This is a genomic window from Paraburkholderia nodosa DSM 21604 (assembly GCF_000519185.1).
GTDB lineage: Bacteria > Pseudomonadota > Gammaproteobacteria > Burkholderiales > Burkholderiaceae > Paraburkholderia > Paraburkholderia nodosa.
This window is the reverse complement of the sequence record NZ_JAFA01000033.1, coordinates 54,892-78,561: the sequence shown is the minus strand read 5'-3', so window position 1 is coordinate 78,561 and position 23,670 is coordinate 54,892. Positions and strand designations below refer to the sequence as shown.

Genomic DNA, 23,670 nt, shown 5'->3' with positions numbered 1-23,670 from the left:
ATCATGGCGACTATTGTCTGCGAAGGGCTCATGAAGCAGTACGACGGCGACCAACCGGTATTGCACCCGCTCGACCTGCATATCGACGAAGGCGAGTTCGTCGTGCTGCTGGGGCCGTCGGGATGCGGCAAGTCGACGATGCTGCGCATGATCGCCGGGCTGGAGGAGATATCGGGAGGCAGTCTCTCGATTGGCGGCACGGTAGTGAACGACGTGCCCGCACGCGAGCGCAATGTCGCGATGGTGTTTCAGAACTACGCGCTCTATCCGCACATGAGCGTGTACGAGAACATCGCGTTCGGCCTGCGGCGCCTCAAAACGCCGAAGGCCGAGATCGACCGCCGCGTGCGCGAAGTGGCCGCCCTGCTCAATCTCGATGCGCTGCTCGAGCGCAAGCCGCGCGCCATGTCGGGCGGCCAGCAGCAGCGCGCCGCCATCGCCCGGGCGATGATCAAGACGCCCGCGGTCTTCCTGTTCGACGAACCGTTGTCGAACCTCGACGCCAAGTTGCGCGCCCAGCTGCGCACCGACATCAAACGCTTGCATCAGCGTCTGAAAACGACCACGGTCTACGTGACGCACGACCAGCTCGAGGCGATGACGCTAGCCGACCGCGTCATTCTGATGCGCGGCGGACACATCGAGCAGGAAGGCACGCCGACCGAGCTATACCGGTATCCGCGCACGATTTTTGGCGCGGGTTTCATCGGCACGCCTGCGATGAATTTCCTCGATGCCTCGGTGCAACGCACTGGCGAAAGACTCGTCGTGTCGTCTGCCGCCGGTCAATGGCAACTACGCGAGAACCGCTTTCAGCGCTTGCAGGACGGTCAGACGATCAAGCTGGCGGTCCGCCCAAATTTCGTATGGATTCCCGACAATGGGAAAGCGGACGGCGCCCTCTCGCTCGGCGGTGCGGTGGAGCTGGTTGAAGTGTTGGGCGCAGAAGCGCTCATTACCGTTGACTGCTCAGGCGAACGCATCACCGCGCTTGTTCCGGCGAGTACCGTGCCTCACACGGGAGATCACGTCAGGCTCGCGTTGCGCGAACACGATCTGCATGTTTTCGACGTCGCGACCGGGGATAATGTGTCGCTTGGGCTGGCAGACGAGGCAGCGGCCGCGCCCCTACCCGAGCCGCGCCGGCACGCGGCGCCCGGCGTGGGAGTACATTAGCGTGCAAGCACGCGCGCTGGGCGCGAAGTCAGGGTTCCCGTGGAGACGAGAGCAATGAATCCGGATCTCGAATTGGTCCATACCCGTCAGGACGAGTCCTTTCGGGCCTGGGTGCACGACTATCCGCATACGGTTGCGAAATGGCACTTCCACCCCGAATACGAAGTGCACGTCATTCGTGCCTCATCGGGCAAGTTCTTCGTGGGGGACTACATCGGGGACTTCCATCCTGGCAACATCGTGCTGACTGGCCCGAATCTGCCTCATAACTGGGTGACGGACAGCGACGGCGGCGCGAGCGTGCCGTCTCGCGACCTTGTCCTGCAGTTCTCACGTGATGCAGTCGAGAAGATGGTCGCGGCGTTCGCCGAACTCAGCCCTGCGATGGCGCTGATCGATCAGGCCTCGCGAGGCATCCAGTTTCCGGACGCACTCGGCCTCGCCATTGCCCCTGTGATGCAGGAGGTCTCGGGCGCGCACGGTGCGCGCCGCGTCATGCTGCTGATGTCGATCCTCGACCAGCTGATCGCCTGCACCAGCAGGAAGCTGCTCGCCGGGCCGGCATACAACGTCAGTGCGCAGCGCTATATGTCGTCGACCATCAACCAGGTGCTGTCCTATATCCAGCAGAATCTCGCCGGCAATCTGCGTGAAGTCGACGTTGCAGAAATGTCGAGTATGAGCGTCAGCACTTTTACGCGCTTCTTCAAACGGCAAACAGGCTGCACGTTTGTGCAGTATCAGAACCGGCTGCGTCTTAACGAAGCCTGCGAACTGCTCATGTGCTCGGATCTCGGCGTGACCGATATCTGTTACCGCGTCGGGTTCAATAACGTATCGAACTTCAACCGGCAGTTTCTCGCGCAAAAAGGGATTCCGCCTTCGAAGTTTCGCGCGTTGCACCGGCTCAACGACGCCCCCTCACACGCTCACAAGGCAGCGGCCTGAGAACTTGCCAGGCGGCGCGCCCGCCTGCTCACCGTCGGGAATCCACATTGAGTTATCTGGGAATCGATCTCGGCACGTCCGAGGTAAAGGTTGTGCTTACCGATGCCGAATCGAACGTCATCGCCAGCAGCCGGGCCCGGCTGCGCGTCGAGAACCCTCACCCCCTGTGGTCGGAGCAGAGTCCCCAGGATTGGTGGAACGCTACGCTCGACGCCATCGCGGCTCTGCGCAGCGAGCAACCTCGCGCGTTCAGGGCGCTGCGCGGGATTGGCCTTTCCGGCCAGATGCATGGTGCGACGCTACTCGATCGCAGCGGCAACGTGCTGCGTCCGGCGATTCTGTGGAATGACACACGCGCGTACGCGGAGTGCGTCGAACTCGAGGCGCTCGTGCCCGATTCGCGCAATATCACCGGGAATCAGGCCATGCCGGGCTTCACGGCGCCCAAGCTGCTCTGGATTTCGAAGTACGAGCCAGCCGTTTTTCGTGCAGTGCAAAAAGTGCTGCTTCCGAAGGATTACATCGCATGGCGTCTGACTGGCGAGTTTACGTCCGACATGTCCGACGCCTCGGGGACGCTATGGCTTGACGTCGCAAAACGCGACTGGTCCGACCGCATGCTCAACGCGACCGGCTTGTCGAGGGAGCACATGCCCCGGCTGGTTGAGGGCAGCGAGCCCGCGGCCCAGTTGCGGGGAGAACTTCAGCGCGAGTGGGGCCTCAATGGCAGCGTGACGGTTTGTGGCGGCGCCGGTGACAACGCCGCGAGCGCGGTCGGCATTGGCGTTGCCCGGCCGGGCGATGCGTTTCTCTCGCTGGGAACGTCGGGCGTGCTCTTCGCCGCGACTGCCAACTATGCACCGAACCCGGCGCAGGCGGTCCATGCGTTCTGCCATTGCGTGCCGCGGCATTGGCATCAAATGAGCGTCATCCTCAGCGCAGCGGCGAGCCTGCACTGGCTGTCCGGCTTGCTCAGGAGCAGCGTTGCCGAACTGATAGAGATGGCCCCCTCGGGACAAAGCGCCGCCGCGCCGATTTTCCTTCCCTATTTGAACGGGGAGCGGACGCCGCACAACGATGCCGCGGCAAAAGGTGTCTTCTACGGGATGACTTCGACGCATGGCCCCCAGCATCTCGCATACAGCGTGATGGAAGGCGTCGCGTTCGCGATGGCAGATGGATATGCGGCGCTGCGGGGAGCGGGCACGACGCTCACCGCAGCCGCGTTGATCGGCGGCGGTTCGCGCAGCGCGTTCTGGGGAAAACTCTGCGCTTGCACGCTGGGCTTCGAACTCAATCGAAACGAAGGGAGCGAACTCGGAGCGGCGCTTGGAGCAAGTCGCCTCGCTCGTCTCGCGTGCACACGGGAAGAACTCGCTGCAGTGGTCAAAGCGCCCGCTGTCCTTGCACGATACGAGCCTGAAACAGGACTTCGGAGCGTGCTGGGAGACCGGTTCGAACGGTATAGGCGGCTCTATCAGGTGCTGAAATCCGAGTTTCGTGCCTGAGCGGCTCCACTGCCAACGCACCGGAACCTGTCGCATTGAGACCGGCATTTGTGCTTCCAGCTCGCCCCGAGCATGCGCCCGCGATGGCCAGATAGCCATTCCCGATACCTGCGGCCATGCAATAATCTACCGCTGACGACGCCGCTACAATAACAATCCGTACTGTCCGCCAGCGGCCCAGTCCGACCCGCCCGCATCGCTTCGCACGCTGCCGCCGCAGGCGGCGCGCTCGAGCCACCGCAGCGTCCCGCACCATTGGCCAGATGGAACATGCCCGGCGAAATCGGTTGCCGGCACTGGAGGGAACCCATGTTCGACAGGCAACTGCGTATCGAGGGCGGGCCCGACTGGCATCACTTCCACATCTATACCGACAGCATGACTGTCGCGGTTCTGCTTGTTGTAGCCTTGCTGCTCGCGATCTTGCTGGCGAGTGCGATTTGCTACTACGTGACGCGCACAGTCATGCTGATGATCGTCGGCCGCCTTGCGCGCCAGCCGCAACGCAAGTGGCTGCGCGCCGCCGAGTCCCACAAGGTGTTCCATCGGCTCGCGCCACTCGTGCCCGCCATGATCCTCTATGCGGCCGCTCCCCTGCTTTCCGGCCTCACATTTCCGCTGATCGCGGCGCTCGGGCATCCACTGGCGTTGCTCGCGGCCTGCTATATGGTGTACACGCTCCTGCGCGCTGCGCTCGCGTTCCTCAACAGCGTCGCCGAGCGCTACAGTCACTTCCCGACTGCGAGCGAGCGGCCGATCAAAAGCTTTTTGCAGATCGCAACGATCGTACTCTACGTGATCGCACTGATCGCGGGGATCTCTGTTTTGCTGGAACGGTCGCCGGCCTACTTCCTCACCGGCCTCAGCGCCATGACGGCTCTCCTGATCATCATCTTCCGCGATTCGCTGCTCGGCTTCGTGGCGAGCATCCAGCTCACCGTCTACGACATGGTGCGGGTGGGTGACTGGATCGAAGTGCCCGGCTTCGTCGCCGACGGCACCGTGATCGACATCGCACTGAACACGATCAAGGTGCGGAATTTCGACAATTCGATCGTCATGCTGCCAAGCTACGTATTGCTAGCCAATAGTATGAGGAACTGGCGCGGCATGACTGAATCGGGCAGCAGGCGCGTCAGGCATGCAATCCATTTCGATGCCGATACCGTTCGCCTTCCCGACGAGTCCCTGCTCGCCCGGTTGCGCAACGATATCGACCGGCCGCTTGCGTCATATGTCCCGGGAGGAACCCAGCGCCGCACGAACCTCGGCCTGTACCGGCTTTGTCTGACCGCGTATTTTCGTGACCATCCGGCAGTGCGCCGCGACATGCCGCTGGTCATCCGCCAGGTCCAGTCGAGCCAGCCCGTGATCGCGCTGGAGATCTTTCTCTACGTTGGCGAGACGCGCTGGGAGCCCTACGAAAGCCTGCAGTCGGATATGCTCGACCATGCTTACGCACTCGTGCCGCTATTCGGCCTACGCTGCTGGCAGGAGCGAAGAGCGTTGTAGCGGGAGCCCTGATCGGCCTGGCCGCACGGCGGCACCGATACCCATCTCGCCACTCCCTCAATCGAGCGATTGACGGAAAACCACCGGTTAGCGCACTCAGAATCTGTGCCGCAATCCCACATGCACGAGCACCTGGCTAGCCGTACTCGACTGCCCTGCACTGCCGAGTATCAACGCCCCGCTCATTCCGCCCATGTCATCAGCCACGCCGCTCACATGCTGCCACACGCCCTGGATATACACGTCCGTGCGCTTCGATAGCAGGTAGTCGCCCATCACCCCAACCTCGTTCCAGTTCGGGCGGACGGTACCGTTGCTCGCGGCGTAGTCGCCATGTGTAAAGGTGTACATCGCCATAACGGAGAACTGCGGAGTCAACTGGTATGTCCCGTTGATTTCGTAGTTACTGAACCTCAAACTGGTGCCGTTCAGTGTTGCGCGGACGAGGTTGTTCATTACGGGTTGGCTGATGTCCGTATACGTATAAACGAAGGCGACTGCCGCAGGGCCGAAAGCGTACTTGATTCCCGCGCCAGCTATCTTCTGGGAATCCGCGACGAACGGCGCGGTGTCGGGCGTGACGGCGCCGTTCGTGCTGGTGCCGAGTCCGTTGACGTTCGAGTATGCGCCGGCGATAACCAGCGGACCGTGCGTGTACTGAACCCCCAAACTGTATTCACGGTCTTGCGCGAAACCCGTTGCGTTGCTGAACGCGTATGTCGCCCCGAAACTTAGACCCAGATAGTTCGCACTGGTGTACTTGATCGCGTTGTTGATGCGAAACGACCCGTCCGTATTGTCGTTATCAAACGGATGCGAGAAGGCGTAACCACCCCACGACGAGTTCGCCGTCATTGGCGCCACATAGTCATTGATCATGTCGAGTTGGCGACCAAGCGTCAGCGTCCCTAGCGTGCTCGAAGCCAATCCGAAATACGCTTGACGACCGAACTCCCGTCCGCCCTGCGAGAGCGTGCCGTTATTGATGTTAAAACCGTTCTCGAGCCGGAATATAGTCGTGAGGCCACCTCCCAGGTCTTCGATTCCCTTTAGACCCCAGCGACTTCCCTGCGCGCTTCCGCTGACCATTTGCCAGCCAGCGTGGCCACCCGCATTGCTCGTGTAGCTCGGGCCGTCGTCGACGACCCCATAGAGCGTAACGCTAGACTGTGCGCGCGCGATGCCAGTCAATGCAAGCATTGCGGTTGCGACTGCAATTGCAGCGAATTGGATATTGTCTCTCATGACGTCGTCTGCCAATAAGGTTGATAAACGAGACGGCTTGCGATGCTTCGTCAAATTTAATTTGATAACTCGCAGTACTAACCAATGTGAAAGAGCGCTCGATCTGAACGCTGACAGCTCTAACAAAAGTCTTGACTAGTCCGTGCCGAAACGCGTCAGGATTCCCTACCCGTTCCAGGACAGGTCTGCGCGCACCTTAAGCTTCTTTTCAGCGAACGCACGGTCCGTCTCATGGACCGCCTTTACCGTTCGATCGAAGCAATCGGCAGCGGACAGCAGATCCAGCCGGTTCACCTCGTCAAGTTGTCGACAAATACGTTCGTCGATCACGGTGCTGCCATGCATTGCCCCCAGCACCGCTCCGATCATCACGCCAATCGAATCGGTGTCGCGTCCTGAATTGATGCCGTCCTCGATCGCCTGATGGAAGTCGCCGCAGTTCGTCAGGATGAAGCCGAGCGCCAGCGGCAATTCCTCGATCGAAAGGCGCCGCGAGGGCCGGTAGGCGTCGGACGCAATGCCGGCTTTTCTCGCGGTATGCTCGACATCGTCACCAATCGGCGAGAAGCGTCCGATGATCCGGTGAAATTCCGTGACCACCGTCTCGTAGTCTTTGCCACGCAGTCTCACAGCGGCATCGGCGATCGCGTCGATTGCTGCACGCGTGCCGTCCTTTGCGACGTCGAGCGCTGCATCGACAACCGCTTCGATCGCGACGCCAGGCACGAACGCCGCGGCTACCGCACTGGCGAGCACACCGGCTGCTTCAAGCCCATAGCTCTCCTGATGCCCGCTGGCAAATGCGATCGCTTCGTCATAGGCGCCCTTGGGATCGCCGGCGTTGATTGCGCCAATCGGCGCGATGTACATGGCCGCACCGCAGTTGACCATGTTCCCGATTCCTCCTTGACGCGGATCGCAGGAAGCGAGTTGATGCCGCAGATAGATCCATTTTTCCGGATAAAACAGTCGCTCGATCAGTACTGTCTCGCGCTGCAGTTCGGGTATCCATCGCGGAATCCAGGCGATCTGGCGCACCATCGCATCGGCCATATCCCAAGCGTCGAGGTGCCGACCGACCTCGTTGTAAACACTCATCAGCGAAAGCACCATGAAGGTGTCGTCGGTGACAATGCCGCCTCCGCGTATGCGTCCCTTGCGGCCGGCTTCGTCATCTTTCGCACGATGCCATTCGGTATTGATCGAAGTGACTCGCCCGAAGCGCTCACGGATTTGCGACGCCGACAGTTTCTCGACCGTGGCTCCGAGCGCATCGCCGTACGCGACCCCGTACACGAGTCCACGGATACGGTCCTGCAGTGACTGGTGGGCAATGCTCATACGTTCTCCTTATCCTTGTTTCCGTCACGGCCCTGTAGGGCCCATTGCGTTTTGGACGTGCTCGTTACGCTCGACGCACGTTTCCCCACCATATGGCCGTGAAAACCGTAGTACACGATGTACAGGTAGCACGACACGGTGAGCACCATGTACACCAACTGAAAGTCATACACTCGCTTCAGGTGTGCGAAGAGTTGGGGCATCACGGCTCCGCCCACGATTCCCATAATCAGCAATGCCGATCCGGTTTCGGTAAAGCGGCCCAGGCCTTTGATCGCTAGCGGAAAAATTGCTGGCCACATCATCGCGTGCGCAAAGCCCAGCGCAGCGATGAAAGCAATCGACGTATAGCCGTGAGAGACGTATGCGCCAGCGCTGAGTAGCACGCCAATCAGCGCGGAAACGACCAGATAGCGCTGCTGCGATATGAAGCGCGGCACGAGGACGAGCCCGACCAGGTAGCCAACCAGCATCGCGGACATCGTATAAGACGTGAAGTGTTTGGTCGCATCGAGCGGCAGATTCAGGCTCTGTCCGTAGAGACCTATCGCGTCACCGGCCAGCACTTCTGCGCCTATGTACGTAAAGATGCAAAGCACTCCCAACCAAAGATGAGGAAATGAAAAGATGCTGCGCGCGGAATGACCATTGTGCGCGGCGACATTGACTTCCGATGGCTTGATGTCGGGGAGGGACGAAAATGCAATAAAAACCGCGAGTACCGCGAGAATGGCCGCGAGCGTGAGATACGGCCCGTGCAATCTGGCGGCAAATGCGTTGAGCAGAGCGTCGGCATGTGCTGCTGTCGGCGCGGCTTTGACCTGGTTGACGAATTCGCCCACGCTACCCATTACCAATGCGCCGAATACGTAGGGCGCAAGGATACCGGCGGTCTTGTTGCAGATTCCCATGGTAGCCACACGCCGCGCCGCGCTGTCGATCGGTCCCAGAATGCTGACGTACGGGTTGTAGGCGGTCTGCATCAAGGACAAGCCCGTTCCGATCACCAAGAGGCTTGCAAGTACGCCGGGGTAGCTGTGCGCGCCAACGAACCAGCTGAAGGACAGCGCACCGATCGACATGACGCCCAGGCCCGCCGCCATCCCTCTTTTCATCCCGATTCGCTTCAGCGCAGCGGCATACGGCAATGCGAACACGAAATATGGGACATAGAAGACGACGGTAATCAGGAGCGCCTGGGCATCATCGAGTCTGAAGGCCAATTTGACGAAGACTGTCAAAGGCCCATTGAGCCAACTGAAGGCCCCGGTCACGAAGTACAGCATGCCGATGGTCATCATGGGCCGAAGGTATGTTCTGTCGGGCGGCTGGACGACTGGTTGAACGGTCAACATGGTTCCTGTCTCCTCCAATGGGTTTTGGCTTTGTGATTGCTATGGGAACGTTCCCATTTTGTGAAAAAAATATATCGATACCCCTGCGTCTCAGCGGCTCTCCCCCGGAGCCGCGGAGTCCCGCATAGATGCGCGACGTAGATCGGCAATCGATCCACGTTCAATTAACGTGCATGGCAGATAAATCCGCGTGCCGTGGGCTGCCTCGACACCGCGTTTGAGTAGTTGCGCAACAGCCTCGGCGCCGATCTGACGAGCGGGCTTTTCAATCGTCGTGAGGCCTGGCCAGGCGAATACGCCCGCCTGAATGCCGTCGAAGCCAAGAATCGAAACCTCTCGTGGACAGTGCAAACCCGCCTCTCGAACGGCGCCCATCGCCCCGAGAGCCATGAGGTCGTTCGCGGCAAACACACATAAATGCCCGCCCTCATGCCTCTCGAGCAGACGTCGCATCGCGAGTGCTCCGCCTTCCGTCGTGTAGTCGGCGTCTTCCACCGGCAGTGTGACAGGATCGATGTCATGCTTGAGGCAGTGTTCGTGTACCGCGCGCAAGAACCGCGCACGGGCAAGGCGCGTGCGCTGTCCCACAATGAGGGCGGGCCGAAAATGGCCCCTGGCGCGCAGGTAATCCATGCCGAGACTCACACCTTGTGCAATGTCCGAGCCGACCGAAGCACTGTCGGGAAACCGCTCGGCACTCGATCCAATCATGATGCAAGGCAATCCAAAACGCTCGAAATCGCCGAGTTCGTCTGCGACTGGATTGATGATCGCGCCATCAACACGCGCCTGCATCATGGTGCTCAAATGCATCTTTTCTTTTTCCGCGCTCCAGTTGGACGAAAAAATCAGGATGGAAACACCTGCATCCGCAGCCCGGTCCTGCGCACCCCGCGCAACCTCGCCCCAAAATGGATTCGCGATGTCCGGCAAGACCAGTCCCAGCATGCCGCTACGGCCCGAACGCATGCTGACCGCCAACTCATTGCGCGTATAGCCGAGTGCTTTCGCAGCAAGCAGTACCTGCTCCCGCGCCGAATCGGAAATGTTAGGCGCGTCCGACAGCACGCGGGCCGCCGTACTCTTGGAAACCCCTGCACGCTTCGCTACGTCGATGACGGTCGGCCTGCGTCCGTTGAGGGCCTCCATGGCTGGTCTCCTGCTCATCTCGTACGGTTGATTTGGGAACGATACCACAGATACTTCAATGATCAACATGAAGTAGGGAAAACGTGAATCGATCGGTTCATCTCGCGCGCCGCGGCAGTCATCCTGGTCCCTGCCGCGCGCCGCGCCCGTAGCCCTACATAAAAAGCTGGATCGACGGCAATGCGGCGTCGCAGTTCAGCAGGTTGACCCGCTTCTGGCGCACCCTGAGCATGCCGTCGCGCAGCACCAGGGTGTGCTCAGCCGTGCAGGCGTACAGCTGCTGATCGTCGCCGCGCGTCTCCACGTAGAGGTAGCGGGTGCGCGTGAGGTACGTACCGCTGTCGTGATCCTGCGCCAGCACTTCCGGACACTGCAGCACGTGCAGGCAACGGCTTTCCGGCTGCAGGGAGAAAGCGCGCGGACTGCGCATGCGCTCGATGCGCAGTTGAAGCAGCAAGCGGTCTTCGTACATCAGCGACGCGTGGTCGATGCCGTCCTGCTGGCCCGGCACGAGCGGAATCCAGTAGTGGCCGTCGTCCGCGAAGAGCGCGAGCCAATCGTCGAAGCGCTTGTCGTCGATCAGCCGTGCTTCTTCATAGACGAACGCGATCAGGTCATCCCGTGTGGGCGGCGTCGCGAGTTGGGGCTGGCTCATTTTGCTTTATCTCCTGACTGGATTTCCGGTGTCATGTATCGGGCCCATGCGCGGAACTGGTTGCGCATGGAGATTTCGCTCGTGCCGTTGGCGGTGGTGTCCTCCTGTCCGACTTCGGCGGCATCGAAGTTGCGGTGCAGGCTCACCCACTCATTGCCGCCTGCACGCAACCCTTCCTGCATCGCACGGTAGGCGTGCAGGTCATCGTGGCCGACCACGGACATCGGGGAGTTGATCAGCCGCGTGTACATGAGCGTGCGACGCAGCAGGTCTTGCGGGGCGCCCTTGGGGCGGAAAGTCCACGATTCGACGATCGTCTTGTCCGGTGCCACCGGCCGCACTACGCGGATCGCCTGGATGGCGCCCTTGATGGTGAGGCTCGGGTAGAAGATGGTGTTGTGCCGCACCGTCGCGAGGATCTCTGCCGCGCGAGCGGCCCCGTAGGCCTCGGCCATGCGCGCCTCGTATTCGGGCATCCCGACATAGCCGGCGTGCAACGATACCGCGCCGACTCCCGTGTAACTGTGCCCATTGGCGAACACCCTCACACCCATCTCTTCGGAGAACGCATAGCCCGATGTGAAGGGCACCAGTTGTTCGATCGCCATCGGCAGGGGCTCGTCTTGCGGCTTGCCGGCCCACAGCTGCCTGGCCGTGCCCGCAGACGACTCGTGCGCCACCATGGGATGCATGGTGTCGTTCAGGTTCTCGATGAACATCTTCCAGTTGCAGTCGTGGGTGTAGCGCAGTACGCCCCCCGCGACCTCCAGCTCGCCCTCCGGCGCGCGATCGGCCATGTTGTCGATGGACGTCAGCGCCTCGCCAAAGTACGCGTGGAATTCCGGACCGTCGTCAGCCAGGCGGACAAAGACGAAGCCGCGATAGCTCGCCACGTGCCGCAACGCCCCCATGCCCTGGCCGGCGGGACAGGCGTCCAGGCTGGTGCCCTCGTAGCCCTGGCGCAGCGGTATCGACAGCAGCGCGCCATCTGTCTTGTAGGTCCATGCGTGATACGGGCAACGGAAGAAGCGCCCGACATTCCCGCTGGCCTGCGAGACCAACCGGGCGCCCTTGTGTGCGCACCGGTTGCGCAGGACCTTCACCGTGCCATCCGGCTGCCGCACCATGATGACGGGCTGCCCGGCGATGTCCGCCGTGATGAAATCGCCGGCCTGCGGCACCTGGCTGTCGTGACCGACGTACACCCACGCCCGTGACCAGAGCCGCTCCATCTCCAGCGCGAAGACCTCCTCATCGAGATAGACGTCCCGATGGACCTGCTCGTCCTGCACCAGCCGGCGCAGGGCCTCCGGATTGTCCCGGTATTTACCCATGATGTTGCCGCTCCCTTTCATGCATCGAGCACCAGCCGCCCGCAGCCGGCGCGCGACACGCAGATTTGCATCACATTGCCTGCCTGCCGTTCCGACTCAGTGAGGCAATAGTCGCGGTGATCGAGCGCCCCCTCCAGCACCGTCGTCCGGCACAGCCCGCATTCACCGCGCTTGCAGTCGTAAAGCGGGTCGAGGCCCGCTGCCAGCATGGCGTCAAGAATCGATTCCCCGGCCGACACCGTGAGCGTGCAGCCCGACTGGCGCAGTTCGACTTCAAAGCCGGTGTCGGCCGCCCCGGCTGCCGGCGCGGCGAACCGCTCGAAGTGAATGGCCTCGCGAGCCCACCCGCGCGCGTGCGCCTGGGCCAGCACCGCGTCGATCATCCCCGTCGGGCCGCAGACGTAGAGGGGCTGGCCGGGACGCAGGCCTTGCAGCAGTGCCGCGATATCCAGCGCCGGCAGTACGCCCTGGTCGGCGTACAGCGAAAGGTGCGCGCCCGCGATGCCGCGCAGTTCCTGCGCAAATGCCAATTGGCCGGTGTCGCGGGCGCTGTAGTGCACGCGGTAGCGCCGCCCGGCGGCCGTCAGCGCGGCCGCCATCGAAACAATGGGCGTGACCCCGATGCCACCGGCAATCAGCACGGCGTCTTCGGCATCCGCGTCGAGCACAAAGGCGTTGCGCGGCCGGCTGGTCAGCAGCCGGCTGCCAGGCTTCAGCATGGTGTGCATCCAGCGAGAGCCGCCCAGGCCATTGTCATCGCGCCGCACGGCGATGCGGTAGACCTCAGGCGCCAGCGTGGCGCCCAGCGTGGCGTTGATCAGCGAGTAATGCCGCCAGTCCGCGGTCCCGCCTGGCGCGACCCGCACGCGCAGATGGGCGCCCGCGGTGTACCCCGGCAGCGCCCTGCCCGCCGGATCCCGCAGACGGAACTCGGTGATGGTGCCGGTCAGCGGAATCACTTCGTCAACCACCAGTTCGATCGTTGCGTCGGAGCCGGTCATGCCGATGCTCCTTTCGCGTCTGCCGTCATCAGCGTCGCCCACGCGCGGAACTGGTTGCGCATCAGCAGCTCGCTGGTGCCGCTCACCTCCTGCTCGGTCTCCAGCTCTTCGCCATCGCGGTACTCGCGATGCAGGCTGATCCATGGATTGCCCTGGGCAGCCAGCGACCGCTGGACGCCCTCGAAAATGTGGATGTCGTCATGCGCCACCACCGACATCGGCGAGAAGGTCAGCCGGTTGTAGGTCAGCGTGCGCTCCAGCGACGTTTGTGGCGCGCCTTTGGGAGCCAGCGCCCAGACCTCGACCAGGGTACGGTCCACGCCGAGCGGCTTGATCACACGCAGCGTCTGCGGCGTACCCTTGAGCGCGAGTGACGGAAACAGGACCACGTTCTGCGGCGCGAAGCCGAGAACTTCGGCTGTTCGCCGCGCACCATGGGCCGCCTCCAGCGCCTGCCGGTAAGCCGCAGGCATTTCGTATTCCGAATGGATGCTGGCGTGGATGCCCAGCACGCTGTGCCCATTCGGATAGATGCGCGCGCCAGTCCTCGTGAAGAAGTCATAGCCCGAGCCAAATGGCAGCAGTTGCTGCAGGGCCATCGACTCCGGCGCATCGTCCGGCTGCGCGCACTGCACGGCCCTCGCCGTCGCCGAGACCGACTCGTGCGTGGAAACCGGATGCACGGAATCATTGACGTTCTCGAGATACATCTTCCAGTTGCACCGCATGACACTGCGCAGGCAGCCGCCGGCAATCTGCAGTTCGCCCACGGGCGAGCGGTCGGCGAGGCTGTCGAGCACCGTCAGCACGGGACCGAGGTAATCCGCGAACTCCGGGCCGTCCGCCGACAAACAGGTGAAGACAAAGCCGCGATGCACCGCCATGCGTGGCGCCACCAGGCCGGCTCCGGACTCGCAGGCAGGCATGCGGGTGTGTTCATAGCCTGTCTTCAGCGGCACGGCCAGCAAGGCGCCATCGGTCTTGTAAGCCCATGCGTGATACGGACAACGAAAGACTCTGCCGGTATTGCCTTGTACCTGGCAAACCAGCCGCGCACCTTTGTGGGCACAGCGGTTCATCAGCACACGCAGGCTGCAGTCCGGCTGGCGTACCAGGATCAGAGGCTGGCCGGCGATCTCCGTGGTGTAGTAGTCGCCCGGCCCGGGCACCTGGCTTTCATGGCCGACGTAGTTCCAGCTGCGCTGGAACAAGCGTTCCTGCTCGAGGCGGAACAGCTCCTCGCTGAGGTAGACGTCGCGGTGCACGCGGTCTTCCTGCACCAGCGCGCGGATGGCGCCGGCATCGTCCCGGTAGCGGCTCATGTCAGATCTCCTTCCTCGTCGCTCGCCAGCGCCGGGCGGGCGACAAAACGGCAAGTGGCATGCGGATCCACGGCGCCACACGCGGTTTCCTGCACGCGCACCGGCTGTCCCAACACAATCGCGGCGACCGTGCGGAACATGCCTGCGATCGGCGCGCAGACCGGCCGGGTGGCCGGCCCGTAGCCTGCGGCAAAGGGGCTGTTGAAAACATTGAGAACCAGGCCGTCGCCGCTGCGCTCGAAGTCCCACCGCCCCCAGCCGAGAGCGGGCGAGGTTTCGCAGATCAGATCGAGCAGCGCATTGCCGTCGTCCGCCCCGCGGCCGGGCAGGCCATCGAGATAGGCGAGGATGCTGTGCTTGCCGTGCCATGCCGTCGAGTCGGCGAAGGCGCGTAGCGCTTGCGCGCGCGTGGTGTCATCCAGCAGCTGCAACATGCCCATGAGAACATCCGGGCGCATCAGCAGGTAGCGGCGGTCATTGTCACGCACCTCTCCGCGCACCAGATCGAATACAAGCCGTTGGGCGATCGGTGTGGCCAGGGTGGAAGTCGGGGTTGTCATGGTGTTCCCTTCGCTCAGGCCTGTTCGGGGCGGTTGCGCGCCTCACGGGGCAGCGTTTCCGGCGTGAACATCAGTGCGATCACCGTGATGCCCCCCAGCACGATCAGATAGAGCGCCACAGGCGTCGCCGAGTGGTACTCCGCCAGCAGGGCCGTGGCGACCATTGGCGCCACGCCGCCGCCGATGACCGACGACACTTCGCGGCCAACGCCCATGCCCGAGTAGCGCACTTCGGTCCGAAACAGCTCCGCCATGTAGCTCGGCTGCACCCCGACCATGGCGGCCAGCACCACGGAGTCGGCCAGCACGTAGGCGAGCAGCACCAGGGACGGCTGGCGGGTATCGATCAGCCAGAAGAACGGGAACGCCACCAGCATCACGCCGACCGCGCCCGCCATATAGACGGTGCGTCGGCCGATCCGGTCGGACAGGTGGCCATACGCCAGGGCCGTGCCCATGACCAGCACCATCGAGATCGTCAGCCCTTCCAGCATGACCTGGTTAGGAATGCCAAGATGCGCGCCATAGGCGAGCGAGAATGCGAAGAAGATGTAGGACGCGCCGCCTTCCGCCATGCGCAGCCCCACCACCATCAGCACTTCCTTCGGCTGCTGGCGCAGCACTTCGATCACTGGCAGGCGCACACCGTGGCCGCTGCGCCTGGCCGCCACGAACTCCGCGCTTTCGGGAATCCGGCTGCGGATGTAGTAGCCCGCCAGGACCAGCACGATGCTGGCGAGAAACGGGACGCGCCATCCCCAAGACATGAAGTCTTCGGCAGGCAGCTGCTGCACAGCCCAGAAGGCGACTGCCGACAACACGAAGCCGACGGTCGCCCCGCTCGGGCTCCAGGCGGACAGGAAGCCCCGCCGCGTCGGTGGCGCGTTCTCACTGATCAGCAGGATGCTGCCACTCCATTCTCCGCCAGCGGCCAGCCCTTGCAAAAAGCGCAGCGACACCAGCAGCACGGGCGCCCAGACCCCGATCTGCTGATACGTCGGCAAGAGGCCCATCAGGGCGGTGGCAAGCCCCATCACGACCAGCGTCAGAACCAGAACGAGCTTGCGGCCGTAGCGGTCGCCCACGTGGCCACAGATGATGCCGCCGAGCGGGCGCGCCACGAAACCCACCGCGAATCCGCCGAACGCCGCCAGCGTGCCCACCAGTGGATCCGTGCCGATCGGGAAGAACAGCTTGCCGAAGAGCAGCGCCGCGGCCGTGCCATACAGAAAGAAGTCATACCACTCGAGTGCCTGCCCGACGATCGATGTCACGACGGTCTTGCGCAGCATCGCCCGCGGCGAATCGGCAGCCACCGGCATACCGGCCGTGGCTGATCCTTGTTCAATATTCACGTTATCTCCTTGGTTCTCGGTCTCTGCCTTTTGTGGTGTGGGCGCCGGGTTGTTACGGCGCGGAGCTTTGCCTCCACACGCGCACGGTGTCATCCGTGCCCGGCGAGGGGATGCCCATGGGAAACGGCCAGTCCGACCCGAACAGCACGTGGGAGCGGCCGAATACTTCCTGTGCCAGCCGCAGGCCGGCGGGCTGGTGCGCAATGCAGTCGGCGAAGAAGCGCCTCGCTGCCTGCAAGGGCGGCTCGATCTGTGCGGGCACCCCCGGACGCCCGGAGTCGAGGCCGCGCTGCAACCGTCCGCACACCGCCGGGAACATGCCGCCAGCGTGCGCCAGGCAGAAGCGGATGCGAGGGTAGCGCCTCGGAACATCCGCCATCACCAGCTGCGCCGCCGCGACTGCGGTCTCGTAAGGATTGCCAAGCAAGTTCTCCATGTAATGCCGCGTGAGCCTGCCGTCGCAACAGTGCGCCGGATGGAGGAAGACGAAGGCGCCCTGCGCGTCCAGCCGCTCCCACAGCGGGCGGTGCGCCGGATCGCCGTAATCGACGGCATCCACGCCTCCTGCCGCCAGCGCGAAACCCGCGTGAGCCGACTCGCCGTAGCACGCGGCCAACGCCTGCGCCACCGCCGGGTGCTCCATCGGCAAGTGCAGCAAGGCGCCCAGCCGGACGCTGTGGCGAGTGGCGATCTCGAGCAGCCCATCGTTGAGGTAACAGGCCCAGGCGTGGGCGGCGACGGCGTCCAGGTGCTGCCGGTAGAGCGGCGGCGGCACCGAAACCAGCGCACGCTGCACGCCGTTGGCCTCCATCCAGGCAAGCAGCCGTTCGGGGCAGTACAGGTCCATGGCCATGAGCGGCTGACCGTCGATCACCATCACACGGTCGGCAGGCCGCCTGACGACACCGTCCAATGGCGGCAATGCCGCTGTGCTGGCCGGCACGAGGTGGGCATGGACATCCAGTGCGATTGAGGACATGGGTTTTCCTTCGTCTCCCGTCAAACCATGTGCGGGGTCACCGTGGCTCCAGGTTGGCATTCATCTCCCCTCCCCAGAATTCCGGCGACCACGTCGGTCCCCAGATGTACGGCAGGACCGTCCAGTCCCGGCTGACCCATTGGTCGCTGATCTTGTCCATGTCGGCGTAGTACTCCACCCAGCTACCCCACGGATCCCGCACGTACTGGAACAGGTTCGACGCCAGCGCATGCCGTCCCGGGCCGAAGCTGTCCCGGTAACCCGCCTCGCGCATGCGCCAGGCACCGAGGCCGATGTCGTCGATCCCGCCCACCTGGAAGCTGGCATGCTGGAAACCGCGATGCGTACTGGCGATCAACCCGAAGCAGTGGTGGTCGATCACGCCCTCGCCCGCGGCGAGGAAGCTCACCTTCCCGACTGCCCTGTCGGCCACACGCAGGCCGAGCGTCTCGCACAGGAAGCGCTCCGCGCTTGCCAGGTCGGGGGTGAAGATCAGCACATGGCCTAACTTGAGCGGCGGTCGCCCGCCTTCCAGTGCCTGCCACGCCGCGACGTCCACCGCTCGGCTCAGCAAAGCATCGGCGGCCGGCTCTGCGAGCGACACCGGCAGATGCGGGCTGAGGTGAATCCAGGTGCCCCACGGGTCCTGGAACCACAGGCCGTCGCGATGGCCCCCGGGCGGCGCCTGCTCCAGGACGTCGAGTCCGGCCTGTGTCAGCTTCTCGATGAAGGCCGCGCGCTGCAGCGGATCAAAGTAGAAAGACACGTGATGCAGCCGCTTGCCCGCGCCGGCCGACAAGACCAGTTCGTCGTTGCTGCGGCCCGGCGAGCGCATGCGCAGCACGCCAGGCTGCAGCGTCGAGGCTTCGAGCCCGAACGTCTCGTAGAAGGCCCGGGCGGCGCCCAGGTCCGGTACTTCCAGGCCAAAGCCGTTCAGGCCAAGCACGCTGGGTCCATGGATCATTGCGAACTCCCTTGCGGCACGCGCGCGCCGACGATGGATGCATAGAGGTCTTCGGCACGTTGCGGCGCGATCGGCACGATGGCGGCGACATGGTCGTCGGGCCGAACCAGTACCAGCGTGCCGTCCGCCACGCCGAGACGCTCGCGCAGATGGTTGCCGACATCGAGCAGCGAGCGGTCGCGCAGGCCGGAGTCGAGGGGAGCGTCCCACCGCGACACCACGAAGTGACGCAAGGCGGGGGACGTGTTGTGTGGAATCTGCGGCTGGCGGCGCACGTCGTCGAAGTACAGCGCGAGGAAATTGCCGTCGACCAGGTCGTGGACCCGGACTGGCCGCCCGGCCGGACCATGCAGCAGGAAGTCCGGAATGCGCTCGCCGACTTGCAGCGGCGGCGGCTCGGCTTCCGTGCGGATCATCGACCAGTCGCCGCTGCCGCTGATGTCGAGCCGCACGCCCAGCAGCGTGCGCGTATAGGCGTTGCCCCAGTCATGCAGCGCTGCGGTGGAACTCGCTCCGTCCTGCATGGCCATGTGGCGGCGCGCGGCCTCCGCCATTTCGCCGGCGCCTTCCGCCGCGACCGGGCGCTGTTCGCGCTCGTAGCCGTCCAGCAGGCTGCTGTCGGCCCAGCCGCGCAGCACCCACGCGAGGCGCCATGGCAGGCTGATGGCATCCAGCACGCCGGTATTGAGGCCGAGCGCCCACATCGGCGTTATCAGATGCGCAGCGTCGCCCATCAGGAACACGCGGTCGCGCCGCCACTGGCGCGCAATGCGGTGGTGCACACGGTAGGTCACCCGCCCCAGCAACTCGACCTTGTCGACCTTGCCGATGAAGCGCAGCACCTTGCTGCGCAGCGCCTCGTCGGTGGGTTCGTCCGCGTCGCTGGCGAGCGGATACAGGAAGCGCCAGCAGTGCGGCTGCCGCACCAGGATCATCCACTCCTGCGCATCCGAGAAGTACGCGAGATAGGGATAGTCCCGCGGATTGGCCACATCGAGGTCGACCTTGAGATCCACCAGCATGTAGCGCACATCGAGCGACGTGCCGACCACCGGAACGCCGCATTGCGCGCGCACCGTGCTGCGGCCGCCGTCGCACGCCAGCAGGTAGCTGCCCTCGAAGCGCTGCGGGCCATCCGGCGTGTCGAAGACGGCTTGCACACCGCTGGCGCCGGAGTCGAACGACACCAGGCGGTGCTGCATCAGCACGCGGCCTTGCGGCACCCGCTCCACCGCGTCGCGCAGGATCGGCTCGAGATGGTGCTGCGGCAGGTTGACGACGAACGGGTAGCGCGTCTCGTCGCGCAGCACGGCCGTACGCACGGACGACTGCGAGAGATTGCTCTCCCGTGCGATCTCGCCGATCTCTTCGACCCGAAGCGCGCGCTCCAGCACCGCATCGGCGACGCCATAACGGCGAAACGCTTCCAGCGTGCGCGTCAGCAGCGTGCCGGCCTTGGTATCGAGCGACAGGCTGCCGTCTTCCTCGAACAGCAGAAAGGGAATGCCGTAGCAGGCGAGGCCGAGCGCCGTGGTCAGCCCGATCGGCCCCGCGCCAACGATCAGTACAGGCTGCATGGTTGTTGTTCTCCGGTGAATGTCATTGCTCGCGCCCCGCTGGTTCGCTGGCGTGCCAGGCATAGTCCCGGCTGAGCACCGACGCGGTCATGGTGGCGGCATCGGATAGCAGGAACATCAGCGGCCCCGTGACGTCTTCCGGCTGGCCGACCCCGAGCGTGGCCGCCCAGTGCGCGTCGTCGCTTCCGGCATTGGCATGGCGGTACTGGGGCGTGTCGATGACGCCGGGGGCGATCAGGTTGACGCGCACCCGGTGCCGGGCCACCTCCTTCGCGGCGCTCTTGATGAAGGCCACCAGGGCGCCCTTGCTGGCGGCATAGGCGGCGGACTCGGCCCAGCCGCTGTGCGCCAGCCCCGACGAGAAGGCCAGCACGCTGCCGCGCCGGCGGCGGATCATGCCGGGCAGCGCCGCCTGGTAGCACCACACCACGCCGTCGAGGTTGATGCCGAGCGTGCGCTGCCAGTCGGCCGGCGCCGTGTCATGCACAGCCCGGCGCGGCTGCACCGCCGCGCCGCAGACCAGACCGTCGATGCGGCCATGCTCGTTCTCGATCGACTGCATGGCGGCCATCACGGCATCGCGGTCGCTGACATCGAGGCGGACAAACCGCAGGCGCGGCTCGGCGGCCAGCAACGCCGCCGCGGCGCGCTCGTCCACGTCGCAGACGACCACCGTTGCCCCCGCCCCGGCGCAGGCACGCGCGAGCGCCGCGCCGATGCCGTTGGCGCCGCCCGTGATGACGATCACGTCGCCGCTCGCATCGAAACTGGCTTTCATGGGCGCCTCCGCATGTCCGTGACACTCGATTCCCCATACAGGTCGGTCTCGACCACCCGGTTGACCAGTTCGCCCAGGCCCGTACCGCGCACGGTCACGACGTCGCCGGCTTGCAGGAACACCTGCGGCTCGCGTGCGTTGCCCACGCCCGCCGGCGTGCCGGTCAGAACGAGGTCGCCCGCATGCAGCGTCATACCGAACGACAGCTCCGCGATCAGTTCGGGAATGGCGAAAGCCATCTGCGACACCGACGCGTCCTGCAGCAGCTCGCCGTTCACGAGGCATTGCAGCCGCACTTCGCGCGGGTCGATCTCATCGGCGGTCACCAGGAAGGGCCCCAACGGCATGGTGCTGTCGATGCTCTTGCCCTTCAGCCACTGGCCGCCGTGACGGCGTTGCAGGTCGCGCTGCGAAATGTCGTTCGCGAGGCAATAGCCCCAGACGTGCCGCATGGCGTCATCCGCAGAAATGCCGCGGCCGTCGGCGCCGATCACCAGCGCCAGTTCGGCCTCGTAATCCCATTTGGCCGAGATACGCGGATCGAAGGCGATGTCGTCGCGCGGCCCGATCAGGGTGTGCGGGCTCTTGGTGAAGAAGGTCGGGGCTTCCGGACGAGGCACCTCCTGCCCTTCACGCTTGCCCTCGCCTTCCAGAAAGTGGTCCCAGTAGTTCCAGCCGACGCAAAGCACGTCGCGCTGCAGGCGCTGCAGTGGCGGCAGCAGGCGCAGGCCATCGAGTGCGATGCACTCCAGCGTGCCGTCGCACAACGCGCTGACGATGCTGCACAGCGCGTCCTGGCCACCGGTGATCACATCGCGCAGGTCGCCCATGGACAGCGGCAGCAGGGCAACCTGCTCGCCTTCGACCACCCCGATGCGCGCCTGGCCGTCGTAGATGAAACTTGCAAATCGCATGATTCGGACTCCGATACGTGGCTCAGGCGTGCGGCAGAACCGCGATCGCGCTGATCTCGATCAGGTATTCCGGCGAGACCAGCTTGCTGACCTCGACCATGGTCGAAGCCGGCAGCGGCGCCCGGAAAAACTCGCGGCGCACGTCGTGGATGCGGTCGAAATGCTCGATGTTGCGCACGTACACGTCGACGCGACAGATGTCGTCGAGCGTGCCGCCGGCGGCTTTCATGGCGGCGCTCAGGTTCTCGCAGACCTGGCGGGTCTGGGTTACGACATCGCCGATGCCGGCGATCGAGCCGTCGGGCCGGCGCGCCGTCATGCCGGAGATGAAGACCAGCTTGCCGCTAGCCTCGATGGTGGTGGCCTGCGAGAAGTGGCCGTTGGGCTTGCGCAGTTCGCCGGTGAGAATTTGCGTTTTCATGCTGTCAGGTCCGTATCGTTGACAAGGTTGGCAATAGAAGGAGGCAGCGCGGCCGGGAGCGCACGCGCCAGGGCGGCGAGTTCGATCAGCACCGGCCGCTCGACGCGGCAAGCGCCGCCGGATTCGGCACGCCGCGCCCAGCCGGTTTCGCCGGGGGTGTACAGGCGTTCCGTGCCGGGTGCGCGCCGCGAGGCGCGCACCGCGGTCGCCGCGTCGCTGACGGTGCGCGCGAACGCGCCGGTTTCGCGGAAATGCGCCACATCGATCGCGAGGAAGAAGTGCGCGCAGTTGTAGGGAATGGCGCTGTCGCCATAGAGCGGTTGCACCGCCGCGCCGGTGGCGCCGCCGGACAGACCGCCACACAGCAGGTCGACCATGAAGGCGAGGCCGAAGCCCTTGGGGCCGGCGGCCGGGAGCAGCATGCCGGCGATGGCAGCGGCCGCGTCCGTGGTGGGCACGCCTTGCGCGTCGGTGGCCCAGCCAGCCGGAATCTCGCGGCCGGCGGCGGCGGCCAGCCGGATCTTGCCCATCGCGCTGGCGCTCATCGCCATATCGAGTTCGACCGGAATGCCGTCGTCACCGGGCACCGCGATAGCCAGCGGGTTGTTGCCGACCACGCTCTGGGCGCCACCCGGCGCGGGCATCAGCGGACGCGTGTTGGACATCGCGATGCCGACGCAGCCATCGCTTGCCAGGGCCCTCGCATACCGTCCCGCCGCGCCGAAGTGAAAGGCGTTGCGTACCGCCACGGCGCCGATGCCGTGCTCAGCGGCCCGCTCCCTCGCGATCGCGACTGCCTGTCGCGCGGAAAGCTGGCCCAGCATATTGGCGGCGTCGAGCACCACGCAGGCGCCGTGGTCATGGGCCACGGCGGCCCGCGATGCCGCCGTCACGGATCCGCTGCGCAGGCGCTGCGCATACATGTGGACAAGCATGACGCCGTGCGAGGGGACGCCCTCCATGTCGGCATCGACCAGCGCCTCGGCGACATACGCGGCATCGGAAGCCGCTACGCCGAGCCGCTCGAAGATCGCGCCAACCGCTGCGCACAGGTCCTGCGGATCGGTCTCGCAATGGCTTGAGGGCGTGGGGATGCCGGACATGCCGGCACTTTCGCGGTCAGTGGGCATCGCGCTCATCCGTGTACCAGCCCGGCTGCTGCGGATAGTGCGGACCGTCGTAGATCTCCACCACGATGGTGTCTTCGTGCGCGAGCGTCGGGCCGTGGACGTGCCCCTTGGGATTCCAGTAGAAACTCCCCGGCATCAACACCACATGCGTGGCCGTGTATTCGTAGCGACCCTGCAGGCAGAACATGAACTGGTTCGATGCATGCGAGTGCGGCAAGGGTATCGACACGCCCTTCTCGAACCGGATCAGTGCGATGGAGGCGCCGGTGGCGTCGTCGCGCCACAGCATCTTTTCGTAGAGGCCCGGCAGGGATTTGGGGCGCCACGGCATGTCTTCGCTATTTAGGAGTACTTCTTCTAGCGGCGGAATCCCTGCGATGGACGAGGAAGGACTCGGGTTCACGATGTTGTCTCCGGTTTGTTTCTGGTGGTTTGGACGAAGTGCG

Annotated in this window: 22 protein-coding genes; 4 read left to right on the top strand and 18 right to left on the bottom strand. The window is 64.3% G+C overall.

Translation table 11 applies throughout. The features are described 5' to 3' along the window. Positions 1-3 precede the first annotated feature (3 nt). The 4 genes from A3CW_RS0133835 (at position 4) to A3CW_RS0133820 (ending at position 5,144) form a co-directional block, all read left to right on the top strand. Positions 4-1,176 carry an ABC transporter ATP-binding protein gene (locus A3CW_RS0133835; protein WP_028207511.1) on the top strand — a complete coding sequence of 391 codons (1,173 nt, stop codon included), beginning with the start codon at positions 4-6 and terminating at the stop codon, positions 1,174-1,176. A gap of 54 nt (positions 1,177-1,230) precedes the next feature. Beyond that, positions 1,231-2,124, top strand: coding sequence for an AraC family transcriptional regulator (locus A3CW_RS0133830; protein WP_028207510.1), 894 nt, complete (start codon positions 1,231-1,233; stop codon positions 2,122-2,124). Between the two features lie 47 nt (positions 2,125-2,171). Then, the gene (xylB, locus tag A3CW_RS0133825) at positions 2,172-3,632 is read left to right on the top strand and encodes a xylulokinase (RefSeq protein WP_028207509.1); all 1,461 of its coding nucleotides are present in this window, start codon (positions 2,172-2,174) and stop codon (positions 3,630-3,632) included. A gap of 309 nt (positions 3,633-3,941) precedes the next feature. Then, a complete protein-coding gene (locus A3CW_RS0133820) occupies positions 3,942-5,144 on the top strand; it encodes a mechanosensitive ion channel family protein (RefSeq protein WP_028207508.1) in 1,203 nt (400 codons plus the stop codon). A 96-nt stretch (positions 5,145-5,240) separates the two neighbouring features. Here A3CW_RS0133820 and A3CW_RS0133815 read toward each other — a convergent pair whose 3' ends face one another. The 18 genes from A3CW_RS0133815 to A3CW_RS0133730 form a co-directional block, all read right to left on the bottom strand. After that, positions 5,241-6,389 (bottom strand): porin, encoded by a 1,149-nt coding sequence (locus A3CW_RS0133815; protein WP_035514771.1) that lies wholly within the window; start codon positions 6,387-6,389, stop codon positions 5,241-5,243. Between the two features lie 165 nt (positions 6,390-6,554). Continuing rightward, positions 6,555-7,730: an ADP-ribosylglycohydrolase family protein gene (locus tag A3CW_RS0133810; protein ID WP_028207506.1), complete on the bottom strand. Its 1,176-nt coding sequence runs from the start codon at positions 7,728-7,730 to the stop codon at positions 6,555-6,557. After that, positions 7,727-9,085, bottom strand: a complete 1,359-nt coding sequence (locus tag A3CW_RS48425) for a sugar MFS transporter (protein ID WP_063750889.1) — start codon at positions 9,083-9,085, stop codon at positions 7,727-7,729. The genes A3CW_RS0133810 and A3CW_RS48425 overlap by 4 nt, the downstream gene beginning before the upstream one ends. A gap of 90 nt (positions 9,086-9,175) precedes the next feature. Continuing rightward, complete coding sequence (locus A3CW_RS48420) at positions 9,176-10,234, bottom strand: LacI family DNA-binding transcriptional regulator (RefSeq protein ID WP_051481887.1); 1,059 nt, start codon at positions 10,232-10,234, stop codon at positions 9,176-9,178. A 154-nt stretch (positions 10,235-10,388) separates the two neighbouring features. Continuing rightward, positions 10,389-10,889 (bottom strand): aromatic-ring-hydroxylating dioxygenase subunit beta, encoded by a 501-nt coding sequence (locus A3CW_RS0133795; RefSeq protein ID WP_028207505.1) that lies wholly within the window; start codon positions 10,887-10,889, stop codon positions 10,389-10,391. Further along, positions 10,886-12,223 carry an aromatic ring-hydroxylating dioxygenase subunit alpha gene (locus tag A3CW_RS0133790; RefSeq protein WP_028207504.1) on the bottom strand — a complete coding sequence of 446 codons (1,338 nt, stop codon included), beginning with the start codon at positions 12,221-12,223 and terminating at the stop codon, positions 10,886-10,888. Before A3CW_RS0133790 ends, A3CW_RS0133795 begins: the two co-directional genes overlap by 4 nt. 17 nt (positions 12,224-12,240) lie before the next feature. Further along, a complete protein-coding gene (locus A3CW_RS0133785) occupies positions 12,241-13,224 on the bottom strand; it encodes a PDR/VanB family oxidoreductase (protein ID WP_028207503.1) in 984 nt (327 codons plus the stop codon). Continuing rightward, positions 13,221-14,546, bottom strand: a complete 1,326-nt coding sequence (locus tag A3CW_RS0133780; RefSeq protein ID WP_028207502.1) for an aromatic ring-hydroxylating oxygenase subunit alpha — start codon at positions 14,544-14,546, stop codon at positions 13,221-13,223. The genes A3CW_RS0133785 and A3CW_RS0133780 overlap by 4 nt, the downstream gene beginning before the upstream one ends. Further along, complete coding sequence (locus A3CW_RS48415; RefSeq protein ID WP_081771934.1) at positions 14,543-15,106, bottom strand: V4R domain-containing protein; 564 nt, start codon at positions 15,104-15,106, stop codon at positions 14,543-14,545. The genes A3CW_RS0133780 and A3CW_RS48415 overlap by 4 nt, the downstream gene beginning before the upstream one ends. 14 nt (positions 15,107-15,120) lie before the next feature. Then, complete coding sequence (locus A3CW_RS0133770; protein WP_035514744.1) at positions 15,121-16,428, bottom strand: MFS transporter; 1,308 nt, start codon at positions 16,426-16,428, stop codon at positions 15,121-15,123. An 85-nt stretch (positions 16,429-16,513) separates the two neighbouring features. Beyond that, entirely contained in the window at positions 16,514-17,440 is a 927-nt protein-coding gene (locus tag A3CW_RS48410) for an amidohydrolase family protein (RefSeq protein ID WP_161782964.1), read from the bottom strand. A 37-nt stretch (positions 17,441-17,477) separates the two neighbouring features. Beyond that, positions 17,478-18,404 carry a VOC family protein gene (locus A3CW_RS48405; RefSeq protein ID WP_051481884.1) on the bottom strand — a complete coding sequence of 309 codons (927 nt, stop codon included), beginning with the start codon at positions 18,402-18,404 and terminating at the stop codon, positions 17,478-17,480. Further along, positions 18,401-19,981 (bottom strand): FAD-dependent monooxygenase, encoded by a 1,581-nt coding sequence (locus tag A3CW_RS0133755; RefSeq protein ID WP_035514742.1) that lies wholly within the window; start codon positions 19,979-19,981, stop codon positions 18,401-18,403. The genes A3CW_RS48405 and A3CW_RS0133755 overlap by 4 nt, the downstream gene beginning before the upstream one ends. A 22-nt stretch (positions 19,982-20,003) precedes the next feature. After that, positions 20,004-20,759 carry an SDR family NAD(P)-dependent oxidoreductase gene (locus A3CW_RS0133750; protein WP_028207499.1) on the bottom strand — a complete coding sequence of 252 codons (756 nt, stop codon included), beginning with the start codon at positions 20,757-20,759 and terminating at the stop codon, positions 20,004-20,006. Continuing rightward, positions 20,756-21,628 carry a fumarylacetoacetate hydrolase family protein gene (locus A3CW_RS0133745; protein ID WP_245623817.1) on the bottom strand — a complete coding sequence of 291 codons (873 nt, stop codon included), beginning with the start codon at positions 21,626-21,628 and terminating at the stop codon, positions 20,756-20,758. The genes A3CW_RS0133750 and A3CW_RS0133745 overlap by 4 nt, the downstream gene beginning before the upstream one ends. Before the next feature lie 67 nt (positions 21,629-21,695). Further along, entirely contained in the window at positions 21,696-22,094 is a 399-nt protein-coding gene (locus A3CW_RS0133740; RefSeq protein ID WP_028207497.1) for a RidA family protein, read from the bottom strand. Beyond that, positions 22,091-23,197, bottom strand: a complete 1,107-nt coding sequence (locus A3CW_RS48400; protein ID WP_051481893.1) for an Ldh family oxidoreductase — start codon at positions 23,195-23,197, stop codon at positions 22,091-22,093. The genes A3CW_RS0133740 and A3CW_RS48400 overlap by 4 nt, the downstream gene beginning before the upstream one ends. Positions 23,198-23,213: 16 nt before the next feature. Next, positions 23,214-23,627 carry a cupin domain-containing protein gene (locus tag A3CW_RS0133730; protein WP_245623816.1) on the bottom strand — a complete coding sequence of 138 codons (414 nt, stop codon included), beginning with the start codon at positions 23,625-23,627 and terminating at the stop codon, positions 23,214-23,216. Positions 23,628-23,670 lie beyond the last annotated feature (43 nt).